The organism is Streptomyces sp. NBRC 110035 (genome assembly GCF_000829695.1).
Classification (GTDB): domain Bacteria; phylum Actinomycetota; class Actinomycetes; order Streptomycetales; family Streptomycetaceae; genus Streptomyces.
The window spans coordinates 1-19884 of the sequence record NZ_BBNN01000022.1 but is presented as its reverse complement, the minus strand read 5'-3'; the positions used below and the strand labels follow the sequence as shown (position 1 = coordinate 19884).

The window sequence follows — 19884 nt, the reverse complement described above, 5'->3', positions numbered from 1 at the left end:
GCTCCTCCCGTGCGGGTATCTGTGCCCGGGACGGCTTCGTACCGGGTCCGGCGGCAGACACCGGCCCGCGGCGAGGAAACGGTCCGGGCACGAGGAAACGGGGGGTGCATGAGCACGGAAGCGCAGCGCGCCTCCCACCCTCCCCGCCCCACGACCCCCCCGCCGCCGTCCACGCCCCCGCGCCCGCCCCGCCCTCCGGCCGACGACCCCCGCGGGCCGGACCGGCGGCAGCCGGACGCCGGCACCGGGCCGCGCGGGACATCCGGCGCGACGCCCACCGGGGGAGCGGCGAACGGCACCGGCGGCGCCGCGCCGGTGCAGCCCAGGGGACGGACCTCCGGCGGAACCGGCGCGTTCGACGTGCGCCGGCCGGCCGCGGCGCCGTCCGCCGGCACCGGCGGAGCGGAGGGCGGCGCAGGGGACGCGCCCGGTCCCGCCCCCTCTTCCCCGGCGTCTTCACCGTCCAGGCCCCCCTTCCCGGGGTTCGGCGCCGGTGGCCGAAGCGGCCGGGACGAACCGGTGGGCACGGACAGTGGTACGGACGCGGCGGCACCGCCCCCACCGAGGGCGTCCGCCCGTTTTCCGGACCCCCCGCCGGCCGTGGACCGCGGAGCACCGTCCCCGGCCGCCTCGCCGAACGGCTCGGCCACCGTGCCGGTGCAGCCCACCCACGGCCCCGACCACCCCGGCCGGCAGCAGCCGCCCACCGGGCAGCGCTCCGCCGCGGGCCGCGCGGACGCCCGCCGTACCGAGGCACGCCCCGAGACCCCGCCGGAGACGACGACCCGCCTGCGCCCGGTCCCCGTACGGGCATCCGCACCGGCTCGGCCCGCCCCGCCCCCGGTCCCGCCGTCCCGGCCGACCGCGCCCCCGCTCCGTCCGGAGCGGGGCGGCGCGTGGGCTCCGGCTCCGCGTCCGGGTGCCGGGGAGCCGTACGGCTCCGGGCGAAACACCGCCGCGCACTACGGCCGGGGCACCCCCGACCCCGCGTTCTCCTGGAGCGCTTCCACGGAAGCCGGTGCCTCCGGCTCCGGCCGGCCGGTCGTGACGTTCGCGCAGCCCGAGGGGTACGACGAGAACGCCCGGCCGTACCCGCTCGGACGGCGGTTCCGCTCCCAGGTCGTGGCCGCCGCGGTCTGTCTCGTCCTCGGCGTGGGCCTGATCGGCGGTGCCGTCGCCGGGAGCTGGCTCGCCGGGGACTCCGGCGAGGCGGGGGAGAGCAGCGGCTTCGCCGCCGCCGGAAACATGTGGCACAGCGTTCCGGTCGACGAACTGTTCCCGCCCACCCTTCAGGGCAAGGGCGCCGGCCCCGGTGACGCCGACCGGACCTGGACCCGGACAGCGGTGGCCCCGGACAGCGGCTGCGAGGGCGCCTTCGACCCGCTGCTGCGCAAGCTGCTCGCCCCCGTCGGCTGCGAACGACTGCTGCGTGCCACCTACACCGACGCCACGCAGAGCCATGTCACCACCGTCGGCCTGCTGTTCACCGAGGCCGATGCCGCCGCCATGGCCTCCCTCGCCGACCGGTTCGACAAGGAACGCCTGGACCGCCGCAGCGACCTGATGCCCCGCCCGTACGCGGCGAAGGGGACCGCGGCCGCGGGCTTCGGCGCCGGACAGCGTGCCGCGTGGGCGATCTCCGTCCTCACCGACGCCCCCGTCGTCGTCTACGCCGTGTCCGGCTGGGCCGACGGCCGCGACGTCGACACCCCTCTGCCCGCCGAGGACGCCATGGAGTCCGGCACCACCACCGCCCCCGCCCAGGCAGGCCTCGGCCACGAGGCGCGGGGCCTCGCCGACCGGGTCGAACGCGGTCTGCGCAAGAACGTCGGTGCGGCCACGGAGCAGTCTTCATGAGGCCCGCGACCGCCCGAGCCGCGGCCCTGAGCGTCCTGCTGGCCGCCGGCCTCGCCCTGCTCCCCGCCACCGCCGCGTACGCCGACGGCATCCGCGACCGGCAGTGGGGCCTGGACGCCCTGCACACCGACGAGGCCTGGCGCACCACGCGGGGCGCGGGTGTCACCGTCGCCGTCCTGGACACCGGGGTCGACGCCGAGCACCCCGACCTCGACGGCAACGTCCTGGCCGGCAAGGACCTGGTCGGCTTCGGCGCCGAGGCCGGCGACCGCGCCTGGGCCCGGCACGGCACCGCCATGGCCGGCATCATCGCCGGTCACGGACACGGCGCCGAAAACGGCGAAGGCGTCCTGGGCATCGCGCCCGAGGCGAAGGTCCTCCCCGTCCGGGTGATCCTGGAGGACGGCGACCCCTCCCGTGCCAAGGCCCGCAGCACCCGCGGCAACGCCCTCGCCGAAGGCATCCGCTGGGCCGCCGACCACGGTGCCGACGTCATCAACCTCTCCCTCGGCGACGACTCCGCCTCCGCACACCCCGAGTCCGGAGAGGACGAGGCGATCCAGTACGCCCTCCGCAAGGGCGTGGCCGTCGTCGCCTCCGCCGGGAACGGCGGAGAGAAGGGCGACCGTGTCTCCTACCCGGCCGCCTACCCGGGCGTCATCGCCGTCACCGCCGTCGACCGCTACGGCGCCCGCGCCCCCTTCTCCACCCGGCGCTGGTACGCCACGGTCAGCGCCCCGGGCGTCGACGTGATCATCCCCGACCCCGACCGCAAGTACTACGAGGGCTGGGGCACCAGCGCCGCCGCCGCGTTCGTCTCCGGCGCCGTCGCCCTGGTCAGGGCGGCCCACCCCGGGCTGACCCCGGCCCAGCTCAAGAGGCTCCTCCAGGACACCGCCCGCAACGCCCCCGCCGACGGCCGCGACGACTCCCGCGGCTTCGGCTTCGTCGACCCGGCCGCCGCCATCGAGGCCGCGGCCCGCCTGAAGCCCGAGAGCCTGGAGCCGGCGGCCTACGGCGAGCAGTACTTCGGCCCCGGCCCGGACACCGCCGGGTCCGACACCGGCACCGCCGACTGGGCCGCCCCCCTCGCGGGCGGCGCGGGCGGCGTCCTCCTGGTGGCCACGGTCGTCCTGTGGCGCGGCCGCCGACCGGGCCACCAGGACGCCTAGGGCCGCTCTCCGTCCGGCGGACCGGGGCGGAGGCGACCGGCGGCATCCCCGCGGCCGGGGCGAACGGGGCCGGGTGGGTGCGGCCGCACCGCCGACACCGCCGCCCGTGCCGCCGCCTCCACCAGCGCGACGCCCCGGGCCATCGTCGGGTTGCCGTCGGACAGCGCGGCCACCAGGAGTTCCCGGCCCCCGACCGTGACGCGGCCGACGCTGTTCACGGCCCACAGCCCGGTCGCGTCGCGCGGTACCCAGCCGTTCTTCACCGCCCACGCCGCGCCGCCCGCCGGCAGCGCGTCCGCCACCACCGGCACCCCCCACGCCTGCTCCGGGACGACCCGCTCCATCAGCCCCCGTACGTACGCCCGCGAGGCCGCGGTCAGTGCCGAGTCCGCCGGATTCCCGAACACCTGGCGGAGCAGCAGGAGCTGATCGGCGGCCGTGGTCCGGGTCAGCCCCCAGCGAGGGCCGTCGCCGCCCTCGGTGCCGGTCAGGCCGAGGCGGGTGTGCGCGGCGTCGAGGCCGCCCGCCCGCCCGATCGAGCGCCACAGCACCGACGCCGCGTCGTTGTCGCTGCGCTCGATCATCGCCGCCGCGTACGAGCGCTCCTCCCCGCTGAGCGCCCGTCCCGCGTCCTGCGCCTTCAGCAGCAGCGCCGCCAGGATGCCGACCTTCACCACGCTCGCCGTGACGAACGCCCGGCCGCCATGACGGAAACCCGCCCCGGACACCGGGTCCAGCACCCCCACCGACACCTCGGCCCCGTCCGGCACGGCCACCGCCGCCATCGCCGCCGGCCACGCGCTCCACCCGTCGGACCCCACCGGAACCTCCCGCTCCCCGCCGTCCGCCCGCGTGCGAGTCTGCCACCCCGGGCCGATAGGGTCGACGACCGTGGCGAACAAGAACATTCCCGACCCCGGCTACCGTGACGACGACGGCTCCGCGGACCCCCGGCTGAGCGCGGCGCTCGCCGCCTGGGCCGAGGACGGCAACGCCGTCGCGCCGGTCCTCGACGCGCTCAGGGGCACCCGGCTGCTGGTCCCCGTGGTGGCCGTCCTCGGCGAGACCGAGGAGGACGAACGAGGGCTGCGCCGCGAGAAGACCAGCGACATGGCCGTCCCCACGCTGAAGGCCGGCGGCCGCACCGCGCTGCCCGCCTTCACCTCCACCGACTCGCTCGCCCGCTGGGACCCCCGGGCCCGCCCGGTCGCCGTGCCGCTGCACCAGGCCCTGCAGGCGGCCGCGCACGAGAAGGCGGACACGGTCGTCCTCGACCTGGCCGGGCCCGTGCCCTTCGAACTGACCGGCCCGCTGCTGCTCGCGCTCGCCGAAGGGCGTACGACCACCGACCCGCTGGCCGACCCCGCGGTCACCGGCGCCCTGCGCGCGGTCGTCGCCGCGGAACCCGCCGTCCTGCGCGCCCACCTCGGACCGGGACAGGCCGACGGCACCCTCGCCCTGGTCCTCGACCCGGCCGCCCCCGTCGCCGAGGCCGCCCGCGCCGTGGCACAGCGGCTCGCCGCCGACGAAACACTGAGGGCCCGCCTGGTGCGCGGCCTCGACCTGGCGGTGCTGCCGGCCGGAGCGACGCCACCGGGCGAGCCCTTCTACGTCCGCGGGTGACCCGTGCCCCGCCGCGCTCAGCCGTAGATCGCGCCCGTGTACTTCTCACCCGGCCCCTGCCCCGGCTCGTCCTTGACGAGCGAGGCCTCGCGGAACGCCAGCTGGAGCGACTTCAGGCCGTCGCGCAGCGGCGCCGCGTGGAAGGAGCTGATCTCGGTCGCGGACGCGTCCAGCAGACCGGCCAGCGCGTGTACCAGCTTGCGGGCCTCGTCCAGGTCCCTGTGCTCGTCGCCCTCCTCGGTCAGACCGAGCTTCACGGCCGCGGCGCTCATCAGATTGACGGCGACCGTCACGATCACCTCGACGGCCGGGACCTCGGCGATGTCTCGGGCCATGGTGTCGAAGTCGGGGGTGCCTGCGGGGGAGGTCTCACTCATGCCCCACACCATAGGGCCCGGCGCGTGTCCCCTTGACAGCAGGAGGTGCGCCGACCAGGGCCCGGCGCGGGCGGTTGGCGCACCCTCGCGGAAGCTGCTAACCTTGTGTAACGACCGGTCGGACCCGTCTGCCCACAGCATGCGTGCCCGGCCCACAAGTGGAGGCTTTCGAACTCCCACCTGACCGTCCCCCGGATGGCAGGTCACCGGTCAGGCGGTCCCGCTCGGCGGCGATCCGCCCGAAAGTGCGCCCCGCGGTCACCGCGGCGGTGCTCCGGTAGTTCGAGGAGCCCCGTCTGTGATCGTCCGGGGCATTTTTGTTGCTTCGGCGCGGTCAGGTCTCACGAACACAGACGTTACGCGGCTGTCCACCAGGCTGTCGCGTGGTGCTATCTAGGAGGATCCATCAGCGCCGAGCCCCGCATCAACGACCGGATTCGCGTTCCCGAGGTGCGACTTGTCGGTCCCAGTGGCGAGCAGGTGGGCATCGTCCCGCTGGCCAAGGCACTGGAGCTTGCGCAGGAGTACGACCTGGACCTGGTCGAGGTCGCGGCGAACGCCCGCCCGCCCGTGTGCAAGCTCATGGACTACGGGAAGTTCAAGTACGAGTCGGCCATGAAGGCCCGTGAGGCGCGCAAGAACCAGGCGCACACGGTCATCAAGGAGATGAAGCTCCGGCCGAAGATCGACCCGCACGACTACGACACCAAGAAGGGTCACGTCGTCCGGTTCCTCAAGCAGGGCGACAAGGTCAAGATCACGATCATGTTCCGTGGTCGCGAGCAGTCCCGGCCCGAGCTGGGCTACCGACTGCTGCAGCGGCTCGCGGAGGACGTCCAGGACCTCGGGTTCATCGAGTCGAACCCGAAACAGGACGGCCGGAACATGATCATGGTTCTCGGTCCGCACAAGAAGAAGACCGAGGCGATGGCCGAGGCCCGTCAGGCACAGGAAGCCCGCAAGGCGGACGCGAAGGCCCACCCCGGCCGCTCGCAGAACGCCGCGGAGGCCGAGCAGTCGGACGACGCCGAGGCGCCGGCCGAAGTCCGGGCCGAGGCTCCCGCCGACGCGTGACCGTATGACCTCGGGGGCCCAGGCCCCCAGGGACACAACCGAAACAAGTACGACGCTCCACCGTGCCCGGTTTTCGTGACCGGGCACCGGAGCGCCACCGACGAGGAGATAACGGCGCCATGCCGAAGAACAAGTCGCACAGCGGTGCCAGCAAGCGCTTCAAGGTCACCGGCTCCGGCAAGGTGCTCCGCGAGCGCGCCGGCAAGCGCCACCTGCTCGAGCACAAGTCGTCCCGTGTGACGCGTCGCCTCACCGGCAACGCCGAGATGGCCCCGGGCGACGCCAAGAAGATCAAGAAGCTTCTCGGCAAGTGACGCTCCGGCGCTCCGGCGCCGTCAGTACGTCAGAACCGGGACCCAATCGATTTCGGGCCACGTGACCACCAACCGCGGCCCCGCTACAAGGAGTTAACAAGTGGCACGCGTCAAGCGGGCAGTCAACGCCCACAAGAAGCGCCGGGCGATCCTCGAGCAGGCCTCCGGCTACCGCGGTCAGCGTTCGCGCCTGTACCGCAAGGCCAAGGAGCAGGTCACCCACTCGCTGGTCTACAACTACAACGACCGCAAGAAGCGCAAGGGTGACTTCCGTCAGCTGTGGATCCAGCGCATCAACGCCGCTGCCCGCGCGAACGGCATCACGTACAACCGCTTCATCCAGGGTCTGAAGGCCGCGAACGTCGAGGTCGACCGCAAGATCCTGGCCGAGCTGGCCGTCAACGACGCCACCGCCTTCGCCGCGCTCGTCGAGGTCGCCCAGAAGGCGCTGCCGGCGGACGTGAACGCGCCCAAGGCCGCGTGACGCCGCGCCGGCCCCGAGACCGGCGTGATCCAACGGACCCGCAGGCGCTGCCTGCGGGTCCGTAGTCCGTCCGGATCCGGAAGCCGGCGCGGCACCCGCGCGGGAGCCGCCGCCGAAGCTGCGAGCGAAAGTGAACCGAATGCCCCCCGCCACCCCCGAGCTGATCTCCTCCCGCTCACCCCGTGTGCTGGCCGCGCGGCGGCTGGCCAAGCGGAACGTCCGGGGCAAGGAGCGGCTGTTCCTCGCCGAGGGGCCACAGGCCGTACGGGAGGCCGCCGTGCACCGGGACGCCGGCGCAGCCACGCTCGTCGAGCTGTTCGCCACCCCGGAGGCCGCCGAGCGGTACGCCGACATCATCGGCGCCGCCCGGGACGCCGGCGCCCGCATCCACCTCGCCGCCGAGCAGGTCGTCGCCGACATCTCCACCACCGTCACCCCGCAGGGCCTCGTCGGGGTGTGCCGCTTCCTCGACACCCGCTTCGAGGAGATCCTCGCCGCCCGCCCCCGGCTCGTCGCCGTCCTCGCCCACGTACGCGACCCCGGCAACGCCGGCACCGTCCTGCGGTGCGCCGACGCCGCCGGTGCCGAGGCCGTCGTCCTGACCGACGCCTCCGTCGACCTCTACAACCCCAAGGCCGTCCGCGCCTCCGTCGGATCGCTGTTCCACCTGCCCGTCGCCGTCGGCGTGCCCGTCGAGCACGCCGTGGCCGCCCTGCGGGACACCGGAGTACGGGTACTCGCCGCGGACGGCGCGGGCGACCGCGACCTCGACGACGAACTCGACCGGGGCACCATGGGCGGGCCCACCGCCTGGGTCTTCGGCAACGAGGCATGGGGACTTCCCGAGGAGACCCGGGCGCTCACCGACGCCGTCGTCCGCGTTCCGATTCACGGAAAGGCCGAAAGTCTGAACCTCGCCACCGCCGCCGCCGTATGTCTCTACGCGTCGGCGCGTGCACAGCGCGCCGCCGGAGGGTGCCGCTCCGTCACCGAGAGCTAGTAAGGTGACCTGCCCGGGGACCCTCCCCCAGCTCTCGGCCGTACCCCAGGCTCCCCGGCTCCGACCGGACCGGGGACCCCGCACGAGCGCGGGGCACCCCGAGGGAGTACGGAGAGGTGGGGTACGGGGATGACCGTCGGCACGAGCAGCGCACCGGGAGCACCTCGGGCGGCGCGCCCGCCCGCGCCCCGGTCCGCCGGCCCCGCCGAACTCGGCATCGATCCCGACCAGCTGCCCGACGGTCTCGTCGTCGCCGACGAGCACGGCAGGGTCATCTGCTTCAACGCCGCCGCCGCCCGCATCACCGCCGTCCCCGCCGGGCGGGCCCTCGGCAGGCGGCTCGACACGGCCCTGCCGCTGGAGGACCTGGAGGGCCGGCGATGGTGGCAGCTCACCGACCCCTACGGCGGCCTCTCCATCCGGGTGGGCCAGCCCGAGCGCAACCTGCTGCTGCCCGGCGGCCGGGAAGTCCTCGTCTCCGCCCGCTACGTCCGCACCCGGCCCACCGGACCCGTCCACCGCGTCGTCGTGTCGCTGCGCGACACCGAGGCCCGCCGCCGCACCGAACGCAGCCATGCCGAACTGATCGCCGTCGTCGCCCACGAACTGCGCTCCCCGCTCACCTCCGTCAAGGGCTTCACCGCCACCCTGCTGGCCAAGTGGGAGCGCTTCACCGACGAGCAGAAACAGCTCATGCTGGAGACCGTCGACGCCGACGCCGACCGGGTCACCCGGCTCATCGCCGAACTCCTCGACATCTCCCGCATCGACTCCGGGCGCCTGGAGCTGCGCCGCCAGCCCGTCGACATCGGGGCCGCCGTCGGACGGCACATCCAGGCCTACGTCGCCGCCGGACAGAGCGCCGACCGGTTCCTGCTGCGCGTCCAGCACCCCCTGCCCGACCTGTGGGCCGACCCCGACAAGGTCGACCAGGTGCTCAGCAACCTGCTGGAAAATGCGGTGCGCCACGGTGAGGGAACCGTCACCATCGACATCACGCCCTCGGCGTCCCCCCGTGACCGGGAGAACGGCGAGCACGCGGCCACGTCGGTCACCGTGAGCGACGAGGGCCCCGGCATCCCGGAGGAGTCCATGAACCGCGTCTTCACCCGCTTCTGGCGGGGCAGCAAGCGCGGCGGCACCGGCCTCGGGCTGTACATCGTCAAGGGCATCGTCGAGGCCCACGGCGGCACCATCACGGTCGGCCGCGCCCCCAGCGGCGGCGCGGAGCTCCGATTTACGTTGCCCGTGGCGGCCCCCGCGTATCTCACCTAGCGCGCACCCCGGGCCCCACGGGCGCATTCGCGGTCCCCCACCCCGTTAGACTCGGCCCCTGGCACCTTTGTGTCCCGCAGACGGAGACGCTTCGGCCACGAGCCGGTGACGGGGACCATCAGCCAGCCAATCGGAAGTACGGGAAGAGATGTCGGCACCCAATAAGTCGTACGACCCTGTCGAGGTCGAGGCGTTGAAACCGGAAGAGATCGAGCGCATGCGGGACGGGGCGCTCGCCGCCTTCGCCGCCGCGGACTCCCTCGACGCACTCCACGAGGCCAAGATCGCCCACACCGGCCCCGCCTCGCCGCTGGCTCTCGCCAACCGGGAGATCGGAGCCCTGCCCCCGCACGCCAAGGCCGACGCGGGCAAGCGCGTGGGCCAGGCGCGCGGCGCGGTGAACAAGGCCCTCGCCGGCCGTCAGAGCGAACTGGAGGCCGAGCGGGACGCCCGGGTCCTGGTGGAGGAGGCGGTCGACGTCACCCTGCCCCACGAGCGGGTACCGTCCGGAGCCCGGCACCCGCTGACCACGCTGTCCGAGCGCATCGAGGACATCTTCGTGGCCATGGGCTACGAGGTGGCCGAGGGCCCCCAGGTGGAGGCCGAGTGGTTCAACTTCGACGCCCTCAACATCGGCCCGGACCACCCGGCCCGCGGCGAGCACGACACCTTCTTCGTGCAGGGTCCTCAGGGCGGCACCGAGTCCGGCGTCGTGCTGCGCACCCACACCTCGCCCGTGCAGATCCGTTCCCTGCTCGGCCGCGAGCTGCCGGTCTACGTGATCTGCCCCGGCCGCGTCTACCGCACCGACGAGCTGGACGCGACCCACACCCCGGTCTTCCACCAGGTGGAGCTCCTCGCCGTGGACGAGGGCCTCACCATGGCGGACCTCAAGGGCACCCTGGACCACATGGTGCAGTCGCTGTTCGGCGAGGGCATGAAGACCAGGCTGCGGCCGAACTTCTTCCCCTTCACAGAGCCGAGCGCCGAGATGGACATGCTCTGCTACGTCTGCAAGGGCGAGTCCGTCGGAAACCCCGACCGCCCCTGCCGCACCTGCTCCTCCGAGGGCTGGATCGAGCTCGGCGGCTGCGGCATGGTCAACCCGCGGGTGCTGACCGCCTGCGGCGTCGACCCCGAGAAGTACAGCGGCTTCGCCTTCGGGTTCGGCATCGAGCGGATGCTGATGTTCCGCCACAACGTCGAGGACATGCGAGACATGGTCGAGGGTGACGTCCGGTTCACCCGGCCGTTCGGGATGGAGATCTGATGCGGGTCCCGCTTTCCTGGCTGCGGGAGTACGTCGACCTGCCGGTGACTGAGACCGGGCGCGACGTCCAGGCCAAGCTCATTTCGGCCGGCCTCGAGGTCGAGACGGTCGAACACCTCGGCGCCGACCTCAAGGGCCCCCTGGTCGTCGGCCGGGTGCTCACCATCGAGGAACTGGAGGGCTTCAAGAAGCCCATCCGCTTCTGCACGGTCGACGTCGGACAGGCCAACGGCACCGGCGCGCCCCAGGAGATCGTCTGCGGCGCCCGCAACTTCGCGGTGGGCGACAAGGTCGTCGTGGTGCTCCCCGGCGCGGTGCTGCCCGGCGGGTTCGCGATCGCCGCCCGCAAGACCTACGGCAAGGTCTCGCACGGCATGATCTGCTCCGGCGACGAGCTGGGCATGGGCGACGACGGCAGCAAGGGCATCATCGTCCTGCCGCCCGAGACCGAGGTCGGCACGGACGCCGTCGAACTGCTCGAGCTGGTCGACGAGGTCCTCGACATCGCCGTCACCCCGGACCGCGGCTACTGCCTGTCGATGCGCGGCGTGGCCCGCGAGACCGCCACCGCCTACGGGCTGCCGCTGCGCGACCCGGCCCTGCTCGACGTCCCCGGGCCGAACGCGTTCGGCTACCCGGTGAAGGTCTCCGACCCCGTCGGCTGCGACCGCTTCACGGCCCGCACGGTGACGGGGCTCAGCCCCGACGCCCGCTCCCCGATCTGGCTCACCCGCCGACTGCAGAAGGCCGGCATGCGCCCGGTCTCCCTGGCCGTCGACGTCACCAACTACGTGATGCTGGAGCTCGGCCAGCCGCTGCACGCCTACGACCGCTCCCTGGTGCAGGGCACCATCGGTGTGCGCCGGGCAGGGCAGGGGGAGAAGCTCACCACCCTCGACGGCGTGCGGCGCACCCTCGACGCCGAGGACCTGGTGATCACCGACGAGCGCGGCCCGATCGGGCTCGCCGGCGTCATGGGCGGCGCCGACACCGAGATCGCCGACCACGACGTCGAGAAGGCCACGGCCGACGTGGTGATCGAGGCCGCGCACTTCGACGCCGTGTCGATCGCGCGCACGGCCCGCCGGCACAAGCTGTCCTCCGAGGCGTCCCGGCGCTTCGAGCGCGGCGTCGACCCGCAGGCCGCCGCCGCTGCCGCGCAGCGCACCGTCGACCTGCTGGTGCTGCTCGCCGGCGGTACCGCCGAGGCCGGGGTCACCGAGGTCGTCGCCCCGTCCGCGCCCCACACGATCACCCTCCCGGCCGACCACCCCGACCGGGTCGCCGGTGTCGTCTACGGCCGGGAGACCGTCGTGCGCCGCCTCCAGCAGGTCGGCTGCGACGTGGTGGGAAACACCGCCGCGTGGAACGCGTCGTCGGGGGGTGCCGGCCGGGCGACGGGCGGACAGGACGAGCTGATCGTCACCGTGCCGTCCTGGCGGCCCGACCTGACCGATCCGAACGACCTGGCCGAAGAGGTCATCCGGCTCGAGGGCTACGAGAACCTGCCCGCCACCCTGCCCCGGCCCCCCGCCGGACGCGGGCTGACCTCCCGGCAGCGGCTGCACCGCCGGACCGGCCGGGCCCTGGCCGGTGCCGGATACGTCGAGGCGCCGAACTACCCGTTCGTCGGCGAGCAGATCCTCGACCAGCTCGGCCTGGACGCCGACGACCCGGCCCGCCGGGTGGTGAAGCTGACCAACCCGCTCAACGACGAGGAGCCCGCGCTGCGCACCTCGCTGCTGCCCGGCCTGCTCGGCGCGCTGCGGCGCAACGACGGACGCGGCAGCCACGACCTCGCGCTGTTCGAGACCGGCCTCGTCTTCAAGCCGCGCGAGGAGCAGCGGACCGCCCCCCGGCTGCCCGTGGACCGCCGGCCCACCGACGAGGAACTGGCCGGTCTCGACGCGGCGCTGCCCCACCAGCCGCGGCACGTCGCCGTCGTCCTCGCCGGTGCCCGCGAGCAGGCCGGCTGGTGGGGCGCGGGCCGTCCGGCCGGCTGGGCCGACGCGGTCGAGGCCGCCCGCGGCGTCGCCGCCGAGGCGGGCGCCGAACTCGTCGTCCGCAAGGGCCGGTACGGCCCGTGGCACCCGGGCCGCTGCGCCGAACTGGCGGTCACCGTCGACGGCACCGAGCGGGTCGTCGGCCACGCCGGTGAGCTGCACCCGCGCGTGGTGAAGAACCTGGGCCTGCCTCCGCGCACCTGCGCGATGGAGGTCGACCTCGACGCCCTGGAGCAGGCCGGCCGAGGCATCCCGCAGGCGCCGGCCATCTCCACCTTCCCGGTCGCCACCCAGGACGTCGCCCTGGTCGTCGACGGGACCGTGCCGGCCTCCGACGTCGAGGCGGCGCTGCGCGAGGGCGCCGGTGAACTGCTGGAGTCCATCCGGCTGTTCGACGTGTACGAGAGCACCGAGCAGCTGGGCGAGGGCCGCAGGTCCCTGGCGTACGCGCTGAGGTTCCGCGCGGCCGACCGGACACTGACGGTCGACGAGGCCTCCGCGGCCCGGGAGACGGCGGTCGCCCTCGCGGGCGAGCGCACCGGGGCGGTCCTGAGGGGCTGACACCCTCCGGGCTTCGGAGGGCCCGCCGGAGACGGCGGGGTCTCCGGGCCGGCACCGGCGGGTTCTCCGGGGCCGCGTGGCCGGCCGGGTACGGTTCGCCGTGCCGAGGCCGGCCACGCGGCCCCCGCGTGTTCCCGGGGTCCGGGATCCTGAGAGCGGGGGAGGGCTCGGGAAACCGACCGGTGGCTCCCGCCGGTGCCGCTGAGGCCCAAGGCCCCGGCGCATCCGATGGGTTCGGCGCGTCCCCGGCTTCCTCCGCCTCCTCGTCGGGCGCGGCGGTCCCGGCGCGGTATCGCCGGACGGCACCGACCACCGCCTCCGGGCTCGACCTGCCGGGCAGGATCAGCCGTCCCCCGTCCCTCGGGGACTCATGCGTCCCCTGCGCATCTGTTCACATCCGTTCCCGACGGTCACCTCACTCGTTCGGGTGGCATTTCCGGGCGATACGTCCGGATATGGTGATGCGGTCGACAGAATCGGACCGGCCTTTCCAGGCCGGTCTACGCTGTCAGGGCCAAGAGTGGGGGGCCATCGGCATGATCCTCTTCAAGGCTGGACCGCCCCGCGCGGGACGGTCCGGGACCACCTCATCGGGGTCGACCACCCCATGGGTGCCCGACCACTGTCCGCTGCGCCGGGCGCTCGCCCGTGGACTGCGGCCCGGCGTCCTCGGCGCCCTCGGTACCGGGCTGGCCCTGCACGTCGGGCGGAGCCTGCTGCGGGAGGTGCGGCGGAGCCGCACGACGGCCCGCTCCACGCGGCGGATGCTGCGGCCGCCTCCCCGTGTCGACGGGCTGGCCGTCGCCGCCGTCCAACTGTCCGCCGACCGGGGCGCCCGGATCGGCGGCGATCTGTATGCGGTGGTCGCCACCGAGTACGGCGTACGGGCCGTCATCGGCGACGTCCGCGGACACGGGATCGCAGCGGCCCCCACCGTCGGTGCCGTTCTCGACGGCTTCCGTGAGGCCGTGCACGACGAGCCCGACCTGACCGGAGTCCTGCGCCGGCTGGAGCGGGCGATGGGCCGTCACCTGCGGGAGCGGGCGCGTGCCGAGCGCCTGCCGGCGGGCACCGGCCACGACTTCCGGACCGCCGAGGAGTTCGTCACCGTCCTGCTGCTCGAGATCCTTCCCGACGGGCAGATGCGCGCCCTGAACTGCGGGCACCCCTGGCCCCACCTGCTGAGCGGTGCACGGGCCGAGCCGATCGCCCGTGCCGGTCCGCTCCCGCCGCTCGGTCCGTTCCCGCTGCCCGCAGGGCTTCCCGTCGTTTCCTGCGGCAGGCTGCTGCCGGGCGACACGCTCGTCCTGCACACGGACGGAGCCGAGGACGCACGGGACGCCGGCGGCACCTTCTTTCCGCTGTCCGAGGTGCTGGCCTCGGTCGCGTGCGAGGCCGCCCCGCCCACACCGCAGTCCGTCCTGCGGACGGTCCTCACGGCGCTGGTCCGCCACACCGGTGGCCCGCCCAAGGACGACGTCGCCCTGCTGGTCCTCAGGAACGAGCGCCCGTCCTCCCGCGCGCCCTCGGAGCCGCAGGGCACTGCCGCGCACCCGGGCGCGGCGGACCTCTCCCCGACGAACCCGCTGCAGCACCCGTCGTCGTGACCGTCGTGACCGGCGCGGTCGCCGCCGTCCGGGCCGGCGGTGCCGTCCGCCCCGCCGCAAAGTGTCGGGCAGGCAGCCGGGCGGACGGCGCACAAGCGGGCCGCCGCACTGTACGAGGGGGAGCCGGCGGCCCGGCCGGCCTCTTTCGAGGCACCTCAGTCAACCGGCCGGCGACTCTCCGCGACAGCGCGCGCACCCTGCGGATGCGGGCACTCCGTTCACACCCCGTGTGAACGCCCACCCACTACTCTGTCGGCACCGATCCCCCGGGGGGCCTCATGCAGCCCAACACTCTGCTCGACGCGGTCCTGGACGAGGCCGGTATCTCGCACGCGGGCCTGGCCGCGCACGTCAACCAGGCCGGCCGGACGCGCGGACTGTCCCTCAGGTACGAACACACCGCCGTGGCACGCTGGCTGAAAGGGCAGCGGCCCCGGGGCCAGGTGCCCGACCTGATCTGCGAGGTGCTGGCCGCCCGGCTGCAGCGCCCGGTCACCCTCGACGACATAGGCCTCGGCGTCCCCGGCGAACCCGCCGCCCCGCACACGGGCACGCTCTGCGGCTTCGTGGAGCGTGCCACCGCGCTGTGGCGCTCCGACCAGCAGCGGCGCCCGCACATACTGGGCGCGCCCGCCGTCACCGGCACCCCCGCCGTGATGCCCGTCTGGGAGTGGGAGAACCCGCCCGAGGACGTCGACGTCTCGCGCGGCGGCCGGCACCGGGTCACCCCCGGCGACCTGGACATGCTGCGCGCCGCCCGCGGCCACTACGAGCAGATGTACCGCAAGGCCGGCGGCGTCGCGACCCGTGACCGCATCGTCGGCTTCCTCAACACCGAGGCCGCTCCGCTGCTCCGCGGCGGCTACACCGACGCCATGGGCCGTCAACTGCACCGGGCCACCGGCGGGCTGGTGGCCGTCGCCGGAATCTGCGCCTACGACTCCGACGCCCACGGTCTGGCCCAGCGCTACTTCCACCAGGCGCTGAGGCTGGCAAAAGCCAGCGGGGACCGGGGACTCGGCGCGTATGTGATCGCACTCCTCGTCAACCAGTCGCTGTTCATGCGGGAGTACCGGCAGGCCGTCGCCTTCGCGGAGGCCGCGCTCCGCGCCGCCGGGAAGCACATCACCCCGGCGCTCGCCTCCGACCTGTACGCGATGCAGGCCAAGGCGTACGCCCACCTCGGCGACAGCACCGGCGCGCTGTCCCGCATCCGGCGTGCCGAGCAGGCCGCCGAGCGCATCCGGCGCGGACACGAACCCGACGAGACCGGCTATGTCCAGCCCGGCCTGGTCAACGTGCAGGTGGCGGAGGCCCTGCTCAGCCTCGGCGAACTGGCCGCGGCGGGCGAGCACGCGGCCGCCGCCGTCGGCAACCCCGCGCACGACCGGGGCCGGGTGCACCGGCTCGCCATGCTCAGCACCATCGAGCTGCGACAGGGCAACGCCGACAAAGCGGTCGCCATCGCCGTGCAGATGGCCGAGCAGGCCCGGGGAATGGAGTCGCAGCGGTTGCGCGACAGGCTTCGCGCCGTGCGTGAGCACCTGGTGCGCAACGGCTGTGAAGGGACCGCCGAGGCGGCCGAACTCATCGACGGGGCACTGCGCGTACCGCTGTAACCGCTGCCGGCGCTGCAGCCGGGTGCCCCGCACCGTGCGCCCGCACCGCGCCGTCCGCTGCGCCGCGGGCTCACTCCTGTGCGCCTGCTGCCGAACCGTCACTGCTGCGATATTGCCACCCATCGAACGGAAGGTGGCATAACCGTGCAGTGGACGAACAAGAACGAACAAACCGTGTACGCCAACCGCTGGTTCAGCGTCAACCTCGCGGAGGTCGAGCTGCCGGACGGCCGGCAGCTCGACCACTTCCTCATCCGGCTGCGGCCCGTCGCCGTGGCCACGGTGGTCAACGAGGCCAACGAGGTCCTCCTCCTGTGGCGCCACCGCTTCATCACCGACAGCTGGGGGTGGGAACTCGCGGCCGGGGTCGTCGAGGACGGCGAGGACGTCGTCCGGGCGGCGGCCAGGGAACTGGAGGAGGAGACCGGCTGGCGGCCGGGGCCCCTGCACCACCTCATGAGCGTGGAACCGTCCAACGGGCTCACCGACGCCCGGCACCACATCTACTGGGCCGACGAGGCCGAGTACCTCGGACACCCGGTGGACGACTTCGAGTCGGACCGCCGGGAGTGGGTACCGCTCAAGGTGGTCCCCGACCTGGTCGCCCGTGGCGAGGTCCCGGCCGCCACCATGGCGGCCGCGTTACTCCTGCTGCACCATCTCAGGCTGGGCCAGGACACCTGACCCAGCCCCTTGTGCGGCCGTCGGCCGTCCGGCCCGGGTGCGTGGTTCAGCGGCCGAACGCCTGCCAGACCGTCACGAGGAGCGCGCCCACGGCCGTGACGGCCGCGACCGCCTGGAGCGGCCAGCGGGCGTGTTCCAGGGTGACGATCCGGGTGTTCAGCTCGTCCAGCTCCCTGGCCGCCTCCTCGGTGCGATGGCTGAGCAGGGCCAGTCCGCCCTCGACGCGGGCGTATGCCACGTCGAGGCGGCGCCGTAACTCCGCGAGTTCACCCTGGACGGCGGGCTGTTCGGGATCGGCGGTCACAAGTCCGCTCCTCTCCGTCATCCTTCTCATCCCTTGCCTGCGGAGGGTGAGTCAACTCCCCTGGTGGACGCGGGGTAAGAGTGTGCGAGAGGCATATGCGAGCCCGGAGCGCACACGGTGTGTGAACGCCGCGGGCCCGGTGCGCCTGGTGACCCAGGGGCACCGGGCCCGTTCGCATGGCCGGAACGTGACGGTCGGTGAACGTGCCGGAGCGTCGGTTCTCCGGCAGGGGCGGCCGTGTCAGCCGTAGGTGTAGAAGCCGGATCCGCTCTTGCGGCCCAGGCGGCCGGCGTCGACCATGCGGGGGAGCGGCGGGGGAGCGGCGTAGAGCGGCTCCTTGTACTCCTCGTACATCGAGAAGGTACGGGCTTGAGCTGCGGTGGGATCTTCTTATGGGGCTGTGACCAGGACCAAAGTGTGTTTCTTGGTGTTTCCCGATATTCCAATGTCTTTCGCTCGGGACCCCCCTGAGAACTCCCTGACATCACCCTCGCGGAGAGGGCTGTGAGCTGGAAAATAGCAGCCCCCCTGCGCCATGGATCCGCATGGTCGTTCCGCTCATCCCACCCGGTTCGGTGCAGCCCAGCGCGCACACGCGCCACGGACGGCGTAGATGTGAAGGGTGGTCCTGACCCCTCCGATCGCGCCGATGCTCACCGAAGCCCGACGAGAGCTGCCCCCGGACGGTGCCCTCCCGGGTGAAATGATCATGGAACAGAAGTGGGACGGGTTCCGCGCGATCGTCTTCGCCCACCCCGGCCACATCACGATCCAGTCGAGGAACGGAGCCGACCTGACCGGTGCCTTCCCAGAGATCGCTGCGGCGGCGGCCGACCTCGACAAGCCCTTGGTCCTCGACGGCGAACTGGTCGTACTCCACCAGGGCTGCCTCCATTTCGGCGCCCTGCAGAGTCGGGCCCGGCGCCGTGGCCGCAGCGCGCTGGACGCCGCCGCCGCGCTCCCGGCCTCCTGGTACGTCTTGCGGCAAGGCGCCCCTCACCGCTGGAGCGTCCTCAAGCGCCGGATCCATCCGGGCATCCCACGGCAGCGTCCTGACACGCACTACTCCAACGGCACGGGCTGACCTGCGAAGGCCGTGGCCGCGGCCGCACTGGGTCCGGCAGTTCGCGCGGAGAACCGGGCCTGCTCCTCGCTCTCCTGCATCCGCTAAGCCGTGGGTGAAGCCCTCACGCTGGCCAGAGGGGTGAGCAATCCTGGCCGCGTCACAGCGGCCAGGACGTCGAAGCGGGGCCGACATGGTGGTGTGGGCTGCGCTTGAGCGGCGCACTCATGGTTCGGCGGAACACAGCCTGGTCATCGAGCCAGCAGGTGCTCAAGGTGCTCGGAGACTCCCATGGCCGCCTGATCAAGACGCTGACCGTGCTGGAGTGGTTCGCCGAGGCCGGAATGGCCCTGCGGCCGGCAATGGTGCGGGTGCCGGAGCGCCCGATCGGTGCCGTTTGGAATACGCTTTTCTGGGCGTTGGAGGGGTCGGTGTCACAGCGCCTGCTGGAGTTCGCGCGCAGCGCGGCCGGATCAAGTGAGGAAGGACAGGCCGCGCGTTACTGACTTCGGCTCGTCAAGGTGACGCTGGATCGACGAGGGTCAGGCCGGTACCGGCTATGAAGCCGTCGAGGGTGTGGGACCGGTACTGGAGGCGCTTGAGCCGGTTGCGGACCAGCGTTTCGAGCCGGTCGAGGGCGACCACTGCGAGGTTGGCCAGGCTGCGTTTGACGTGTGCCCATACCCATTCCACGGGGTTGAGATCGGGTGAGTAGGCGGGGAGCAGGAACACCGTCAGCCATTCGCGCTGGGCGATCACCTCACGCATGGCGTGGGAGACGTGGGTGTTCAGGCGGTCCCAGACCAGCACGATCGGCGCCTGGACGAGGTGGTGGGTGCCATCGACCAGCGCGACGAAGTCGCGCTCGCCCATGCTGCGGCGTGCGCCTTTGCCGGCGGGGTGGGTACGCAGGCGGTGGCACAGCCGCCGTGCGGGAGCCCGGCCGCATCGCGATCAGTCCGGCCAGCGACAGGCGTCCTGAGCGTCGTCCGCTGACGGTCACGACCGGGGTGCGGCCGCGCCGGCCCCAGGTACGTCCTTTGGGCGGTCGGCGGGTGAACCCGGCTTCGTCCTCGAAGCAGATGTAACCTCCGCACGCCGCCCGGGCTCTTTTACCTCCGCCCAGGTCGCCTCCCTCCGGGCGGTCACAGCCTGCTCGTCGCGCTCGGCGACCCGCCGCGCGGGGACCTGGGGGCTGAAGCCGAGCCGGTGCATCAGCCTGGTGGCACCCGAGACGCTGTAGGAGACGTGAAACTTCCTGCCGATCAGCGTGGCCACCCTCGCCGCGGTCCACACCTGATCCTCCACCCAGCCGTGCTCGGCCGGCCCCTCCTCGAGATACCCGGCCAGTTCCTCCAGACAGCGCGGGGACAGCCGGCATCGCGATCCGCTCGGGCCGCGGGAGGCCAGCGCCCCACGACCGCCGTCCCGCCACAACTGCTGCCAGTGGTACGCCGACTTCACGCTCACCCGCAGTCGCCGTGCGACCTCCGACTGCTTGATCTCCTGCTCGTACAACTCGGCCGCCTGCATCCGCGCCGACTCCCGGCGCCGACGTCCCGCAGGGGTCAGCCCGCCCCCATCCGCACATCTCACA

19 protein-coding genes and 2 pseudogenes are annotated in these 19884 nt (G+C 73.3%); 15 read left to right on the top strand and 6 right to left on the bottom strand.

Going from position 1 to position 19884, the window contains the following annotated elements; genetic code table 11:
* Nucleotides 1–600 precede the first annotated feature (600 nt).
* Nucleotides 601–1857: a hypothetical protein gene (locus TU30_RS37130; protein WP_234307845.1), complete on the top strand. Its 1257-nt coding sequence runs from the start codon at nt 601–603 to the stop codon at nt 1855–1857.
* Nucleotides 1854–3029, top strand: coding sequence for a type VII secretion-associated serine protease mycosin (gene mycP, locus TU30_RS11970; RefSeq protein WP_042168393.1), 1176 nt, complete (start codon nt 1854–1856; stop codon nt 3027–3029). The genes TU30_RS37130 and mycP overlap by 4 nt, the downstream gene beginning before the upstream one ends.
* Here mycP and TU30_RS11965 read toward each other — a convergent pair.
* The gene (locus tag TU30_RS11965) at nt 3026–3850 is read right to left on the bottom strand and encodes a serine hydrolase (RefSeq protein ID WP_370626624.1); all 825 of its coding nucleotides are present in this window, start codon (nt 3848–3850) and stop codon (nt 3026–3028) included. The two genes, mycP and TU30_RS11965, sit on opposite strands and share 4 nt — an antisense overlap.
* 70 nt (nt 3851–3920) lie before the next feature.
* Between TU30_RS11965 and TU30_RS11960 the strand changes: the two genes are divergently transcribed.
* The gene (locus TU30_RS11960) at nt 3921–4652 is read left to right on the top strand and encodes an SseB family protein (protein ID WP_042168391.1); all 732 of its coding nucleotides are present in this window, start codon (nt 3921–3923) and stop codon (nt 4650–4652) included.
* A 17-nt stretch (nt 4653–4669) separates the two neighbouring features.
* On the opposite strand, the gene TU30_RS11955 is transcribed toward TU30_RS11960, so the two are convergent.
* Nucleotides 4670–5029, bottom strand: coding sequence for a DUF1844 domain-containing protein (locus TU30_RS11955; RefSeq protein WP_042168389.1), 360 nt, complete (start codon nt 5027–5029; stop codon nt 4670–4672).
* A 405-nt stretch (nt 5030–5434) separates the two neighbouring features.
* Between TU30_RS11955 and infC the strand changes: the two genes are divergently transcribed.
* The 10 genes from infC (at nt 5435) to TU30_RS11905 (ending at nt 16920) form a co-directional block, all read left to right on the top strand.
* Nucleotides 5435–6103: a translation initiation factor IF-3 gene (infC, locus tag TU30_RS11950; RefSeq protein WP_078878255.1), complete on the top strand. Its 669-nt coding sequence runs from the start codon at nt 5435–5437 to the stop codon at nt 6101–6103.
* Between the two features lie 119 nt (nt 6104–6222).
* Nucleotides 6223–6417: a 50S ribosomal protein L35 gene (gene rpmI / locus TU30_RS11945; RefSeq protein ID WP_015661694.1), complete on the top strand. Its 195-nt coding sequence runs from the start codon at nt 6223–6225 to the stop codon at nt 6415–6417.
* Between the two features lie 100 nt (nt 6418–6517).
* Nucleotides 6518–6901 (top strand): 50S ribosomal protein L20, encoded by a 384-nt coding sequence (gene rplT / locus TU30_RS11940; RefSeq protein WP_004933571.1) that lies wholly within the window; start codon nt 6518–6520, stop codon nt 6899–6901.
* 139 nt (nt 6902–7040) lie between these two features.
* Nucleotides 7041–7901 (top strand): RNA methyltransferase, encoded by an 861-nt coding sequence (locus TU30_RS11935; RefSeq protein WP_042168378.1) that lies wholly within the window; start codon nt 7041–7043, stop codon nt 7899–7901.
* A gap of 129 nt (nt 7902–8030) precedes the next feature.
* Nucleotides 8031–9176 (top strand): ATP-binding protein, encoded by a 1146-nt coding sequence (locus TU30_RS11930; RefSeq protein WP_042168374.1) that lies wholly within the window; start codon nt 8031–8033, stop codon nt 9174–9176.
* 148 nt (nt 9177–9324) lie between these two features.
* The gene (gene pheS, locus TU30_RS11925) at nt 9325–10446 is read left to right on the top strand and encodes a phenylalanine--tRNA ligase subunit alpha (RefSeq protein WP_042168371.1); all 1122 of its coding nucleotides are present in this window, start codon (nt 9325–9327) and stop codon (nt 10444–10446) included.
* Entirely contained in the window at nt 10446–13010 is a 2565-nt protein-coding gene (pheT, locus tag TU30_RS11920) for a phenylalanine--tRNA ligase subunit beta (RefSeq protein ID WP_042168368.1), read from the top strand. Before pheS ends, pheT begins: the two co-directional genes overlap by 1 nt.
* Before the next feature lie 536 nt (nt 13011–13546).
* Nucleotides 13547–14617, top strand: a complete 1071-nt coding sequence (locus TU30_RS11915) for a PP2C family protein-serine/threonine phosphatase (protein WP_370626623.1) — start codon at nt 13547–13549, stop codon at nt 14615–14617.
* A gap of 278 nt (nt 14618–14895) precedes the next feature.
* On the top strand, nt 14896–16236 hold the full coding sequence (locus tag TU30_RS11910) for a hypothetical protein (protein ID WP_042168365.1): 1341 nt from the start codon (nt 14896–14898) through the stop codon (nt 16234–16236).
* 144 nt (nt 16237–16380) lie between these two features.
* Nucleotides 16381–16920, top strand: a complete 540-nt coding sequence (locus TU30_RS11905) for an NUDIX hydrolase (RefSeq protein WP_042168362.1) — start codon at nt 16381–16383, stop codon at nt 16918–16920.
* A gap of 46 nt (nt 16921–16966) precedes the next feature.
* Here TU30_RS11905 and TU30_RS11900 read toward each other — a convergent pair whose 3' ends face one another.
* Together TU30_RS11900 and TU30_RS33945 are read right to left on the bottom strand one after the other, a co-directional pair.
* Nucleotides 16967–17224, bottom strand: coding sequence for a hypothetical protein (locus TU30_RS11900; protein WP_042168360.1), 258 nt, complete (start codon nt 17222–17224; stop codon nt 16967–16969).
* Between the two features lie 240 nt (nt 17225–17464).
* Nucleotides 17465–17584, bottom strand: a pseudogene (locus TU30_RS33945) (3-hydroxyacyl-CoA dehydrogenase family protein); the annotation flags it as partial.
* A gap of 289 nt (nt 17585–17873) precedes the next feature.
* On the opposite strand from TU30_RS33945, the gene TU30_RS11895 reads away from it, so the two are divergent.
* Nucleotides 17874–18308, top strand: coding sequence for a hypothetical protein (locus tag TU30_RS11895; RefSeq protein ID WP_234307841.1), 435 nt, complete (start codon nt 17874–17876; stop codon nt 18306–18308).
* A gap of 245 nt (nt 18309–18553) precedes the next feature.
* On the top strand, nt 18554–18793 hold the full coding sequence (locus TU30_RS11890) for a hypothetical protein (protein ID WP_042168358.1): 240 nt from the start codon (nt 18554–18556) through the stop codon (nt 18791–18793).
* Nucleotides 18794–18803: 10 nt separating this feature from the next.
* On the opposite strand, the pseudogene TU30_RS11885 reads toward TU30_RS11890, so the two are convergent.
* Together TU30_RS11885 and TU30_RS11880 are read right to left on the bottom strand one after the other, a co-directional pair.
* Nucleotides 18804–19290 (bottom strand): annotated as a pseudogene (locus TU30_RS11885) (transposase).
* Nucleotides 19287–19820 (bottom strand): winged helix-turn-helix domain-containing protein, encoded by a 534-nt coding sequence (locus tag TU30_RS11880; protein ID WP_042168353.1) that lies wholly within the window; start codon nt 19818–19820, stop codon nt 19287–19289. Before TU30_RS11880 ends, TU30_RS11885 begins: the two are co-directional and overlap by 4 nt.
* Between the last annotated feature and the right edge of the window lie 64 nt (nt 19821–19884).

Coding starts and splice junctions, on each gene's coding strand:
- mycP (WP_042168393.1), top strand. CDS start 1,854: ATGAGGCCCGCGACCGCCCGAGCCGCGGCCCTGAGCGTCCTGCTGGCC.
- TU30_RS11955 (WP_042168389.1), bottom strand. CDS start 5,029: ATGAGTGAGACCTCCCCCGCAGGCACCCCCGACTTCGACACCATGGCC.
- rpmI (WP_015661694.1), top strand. CDS start 6,223: ATGCCGAAGAACAAGTCGCACAGCGGTGCCAGCAAGCGCTTCAAGGTC.
- TU30_RS11935 (WP_042168378.1), top strand. CDS start 7,041: ATGCCCCCCGCCACCCCCGAGCTGATCTCCTCCCGCTCACCCCGTGTG.
- TU30_RS11930 (WP_042168374.1), top strand. CDS start 8,031: ATGACCGTCGGCACGAGCAGCGCACCGGGAGCACCTCGGGCGGCGCGC.
- pheS (WP_042168371.1), top strand. CDS start 9,325: ATGTCGGCACCCAATAAGTCGTACGACCCTGTCGAGGTCGAGGCGTTG.
- pheT (WP_042168368.1), top strand. CDS start 10,446: ATGCGGGTCCCGCTTTCCTGGCTGCGGGAGTACGTCGACCTGCCGGTG.
- TU30_RS11915 (WP_370626623.1), top strand. CDS start 13,547: ATGATCCTCTTCAAGGCTGGACCGCCCCGCGCGGGACGGTCCGGGACC.
- TU30_RS11910 (WP_042168365.1), top strand. CDS start 14,896: ATGCAGCCCAACACTCTGCTCGACGCGGTCCTGGACGAGGCCGGTATC.
- TU30_RS11895 (WP_234307841.1), top strand. CDS start 17,874: ATGCTCACCGAAGCCCGACGAGAGCTGCCCCCGGACGGTGCCCTCCCG.
- TU30_RS11880 (WP_042168353.1), bottom strand. CDS start 19,820: ATGCAGGCGGCCGAGTTGTACGAGCAGGAGATCAAGCAGTCGGAGGTC.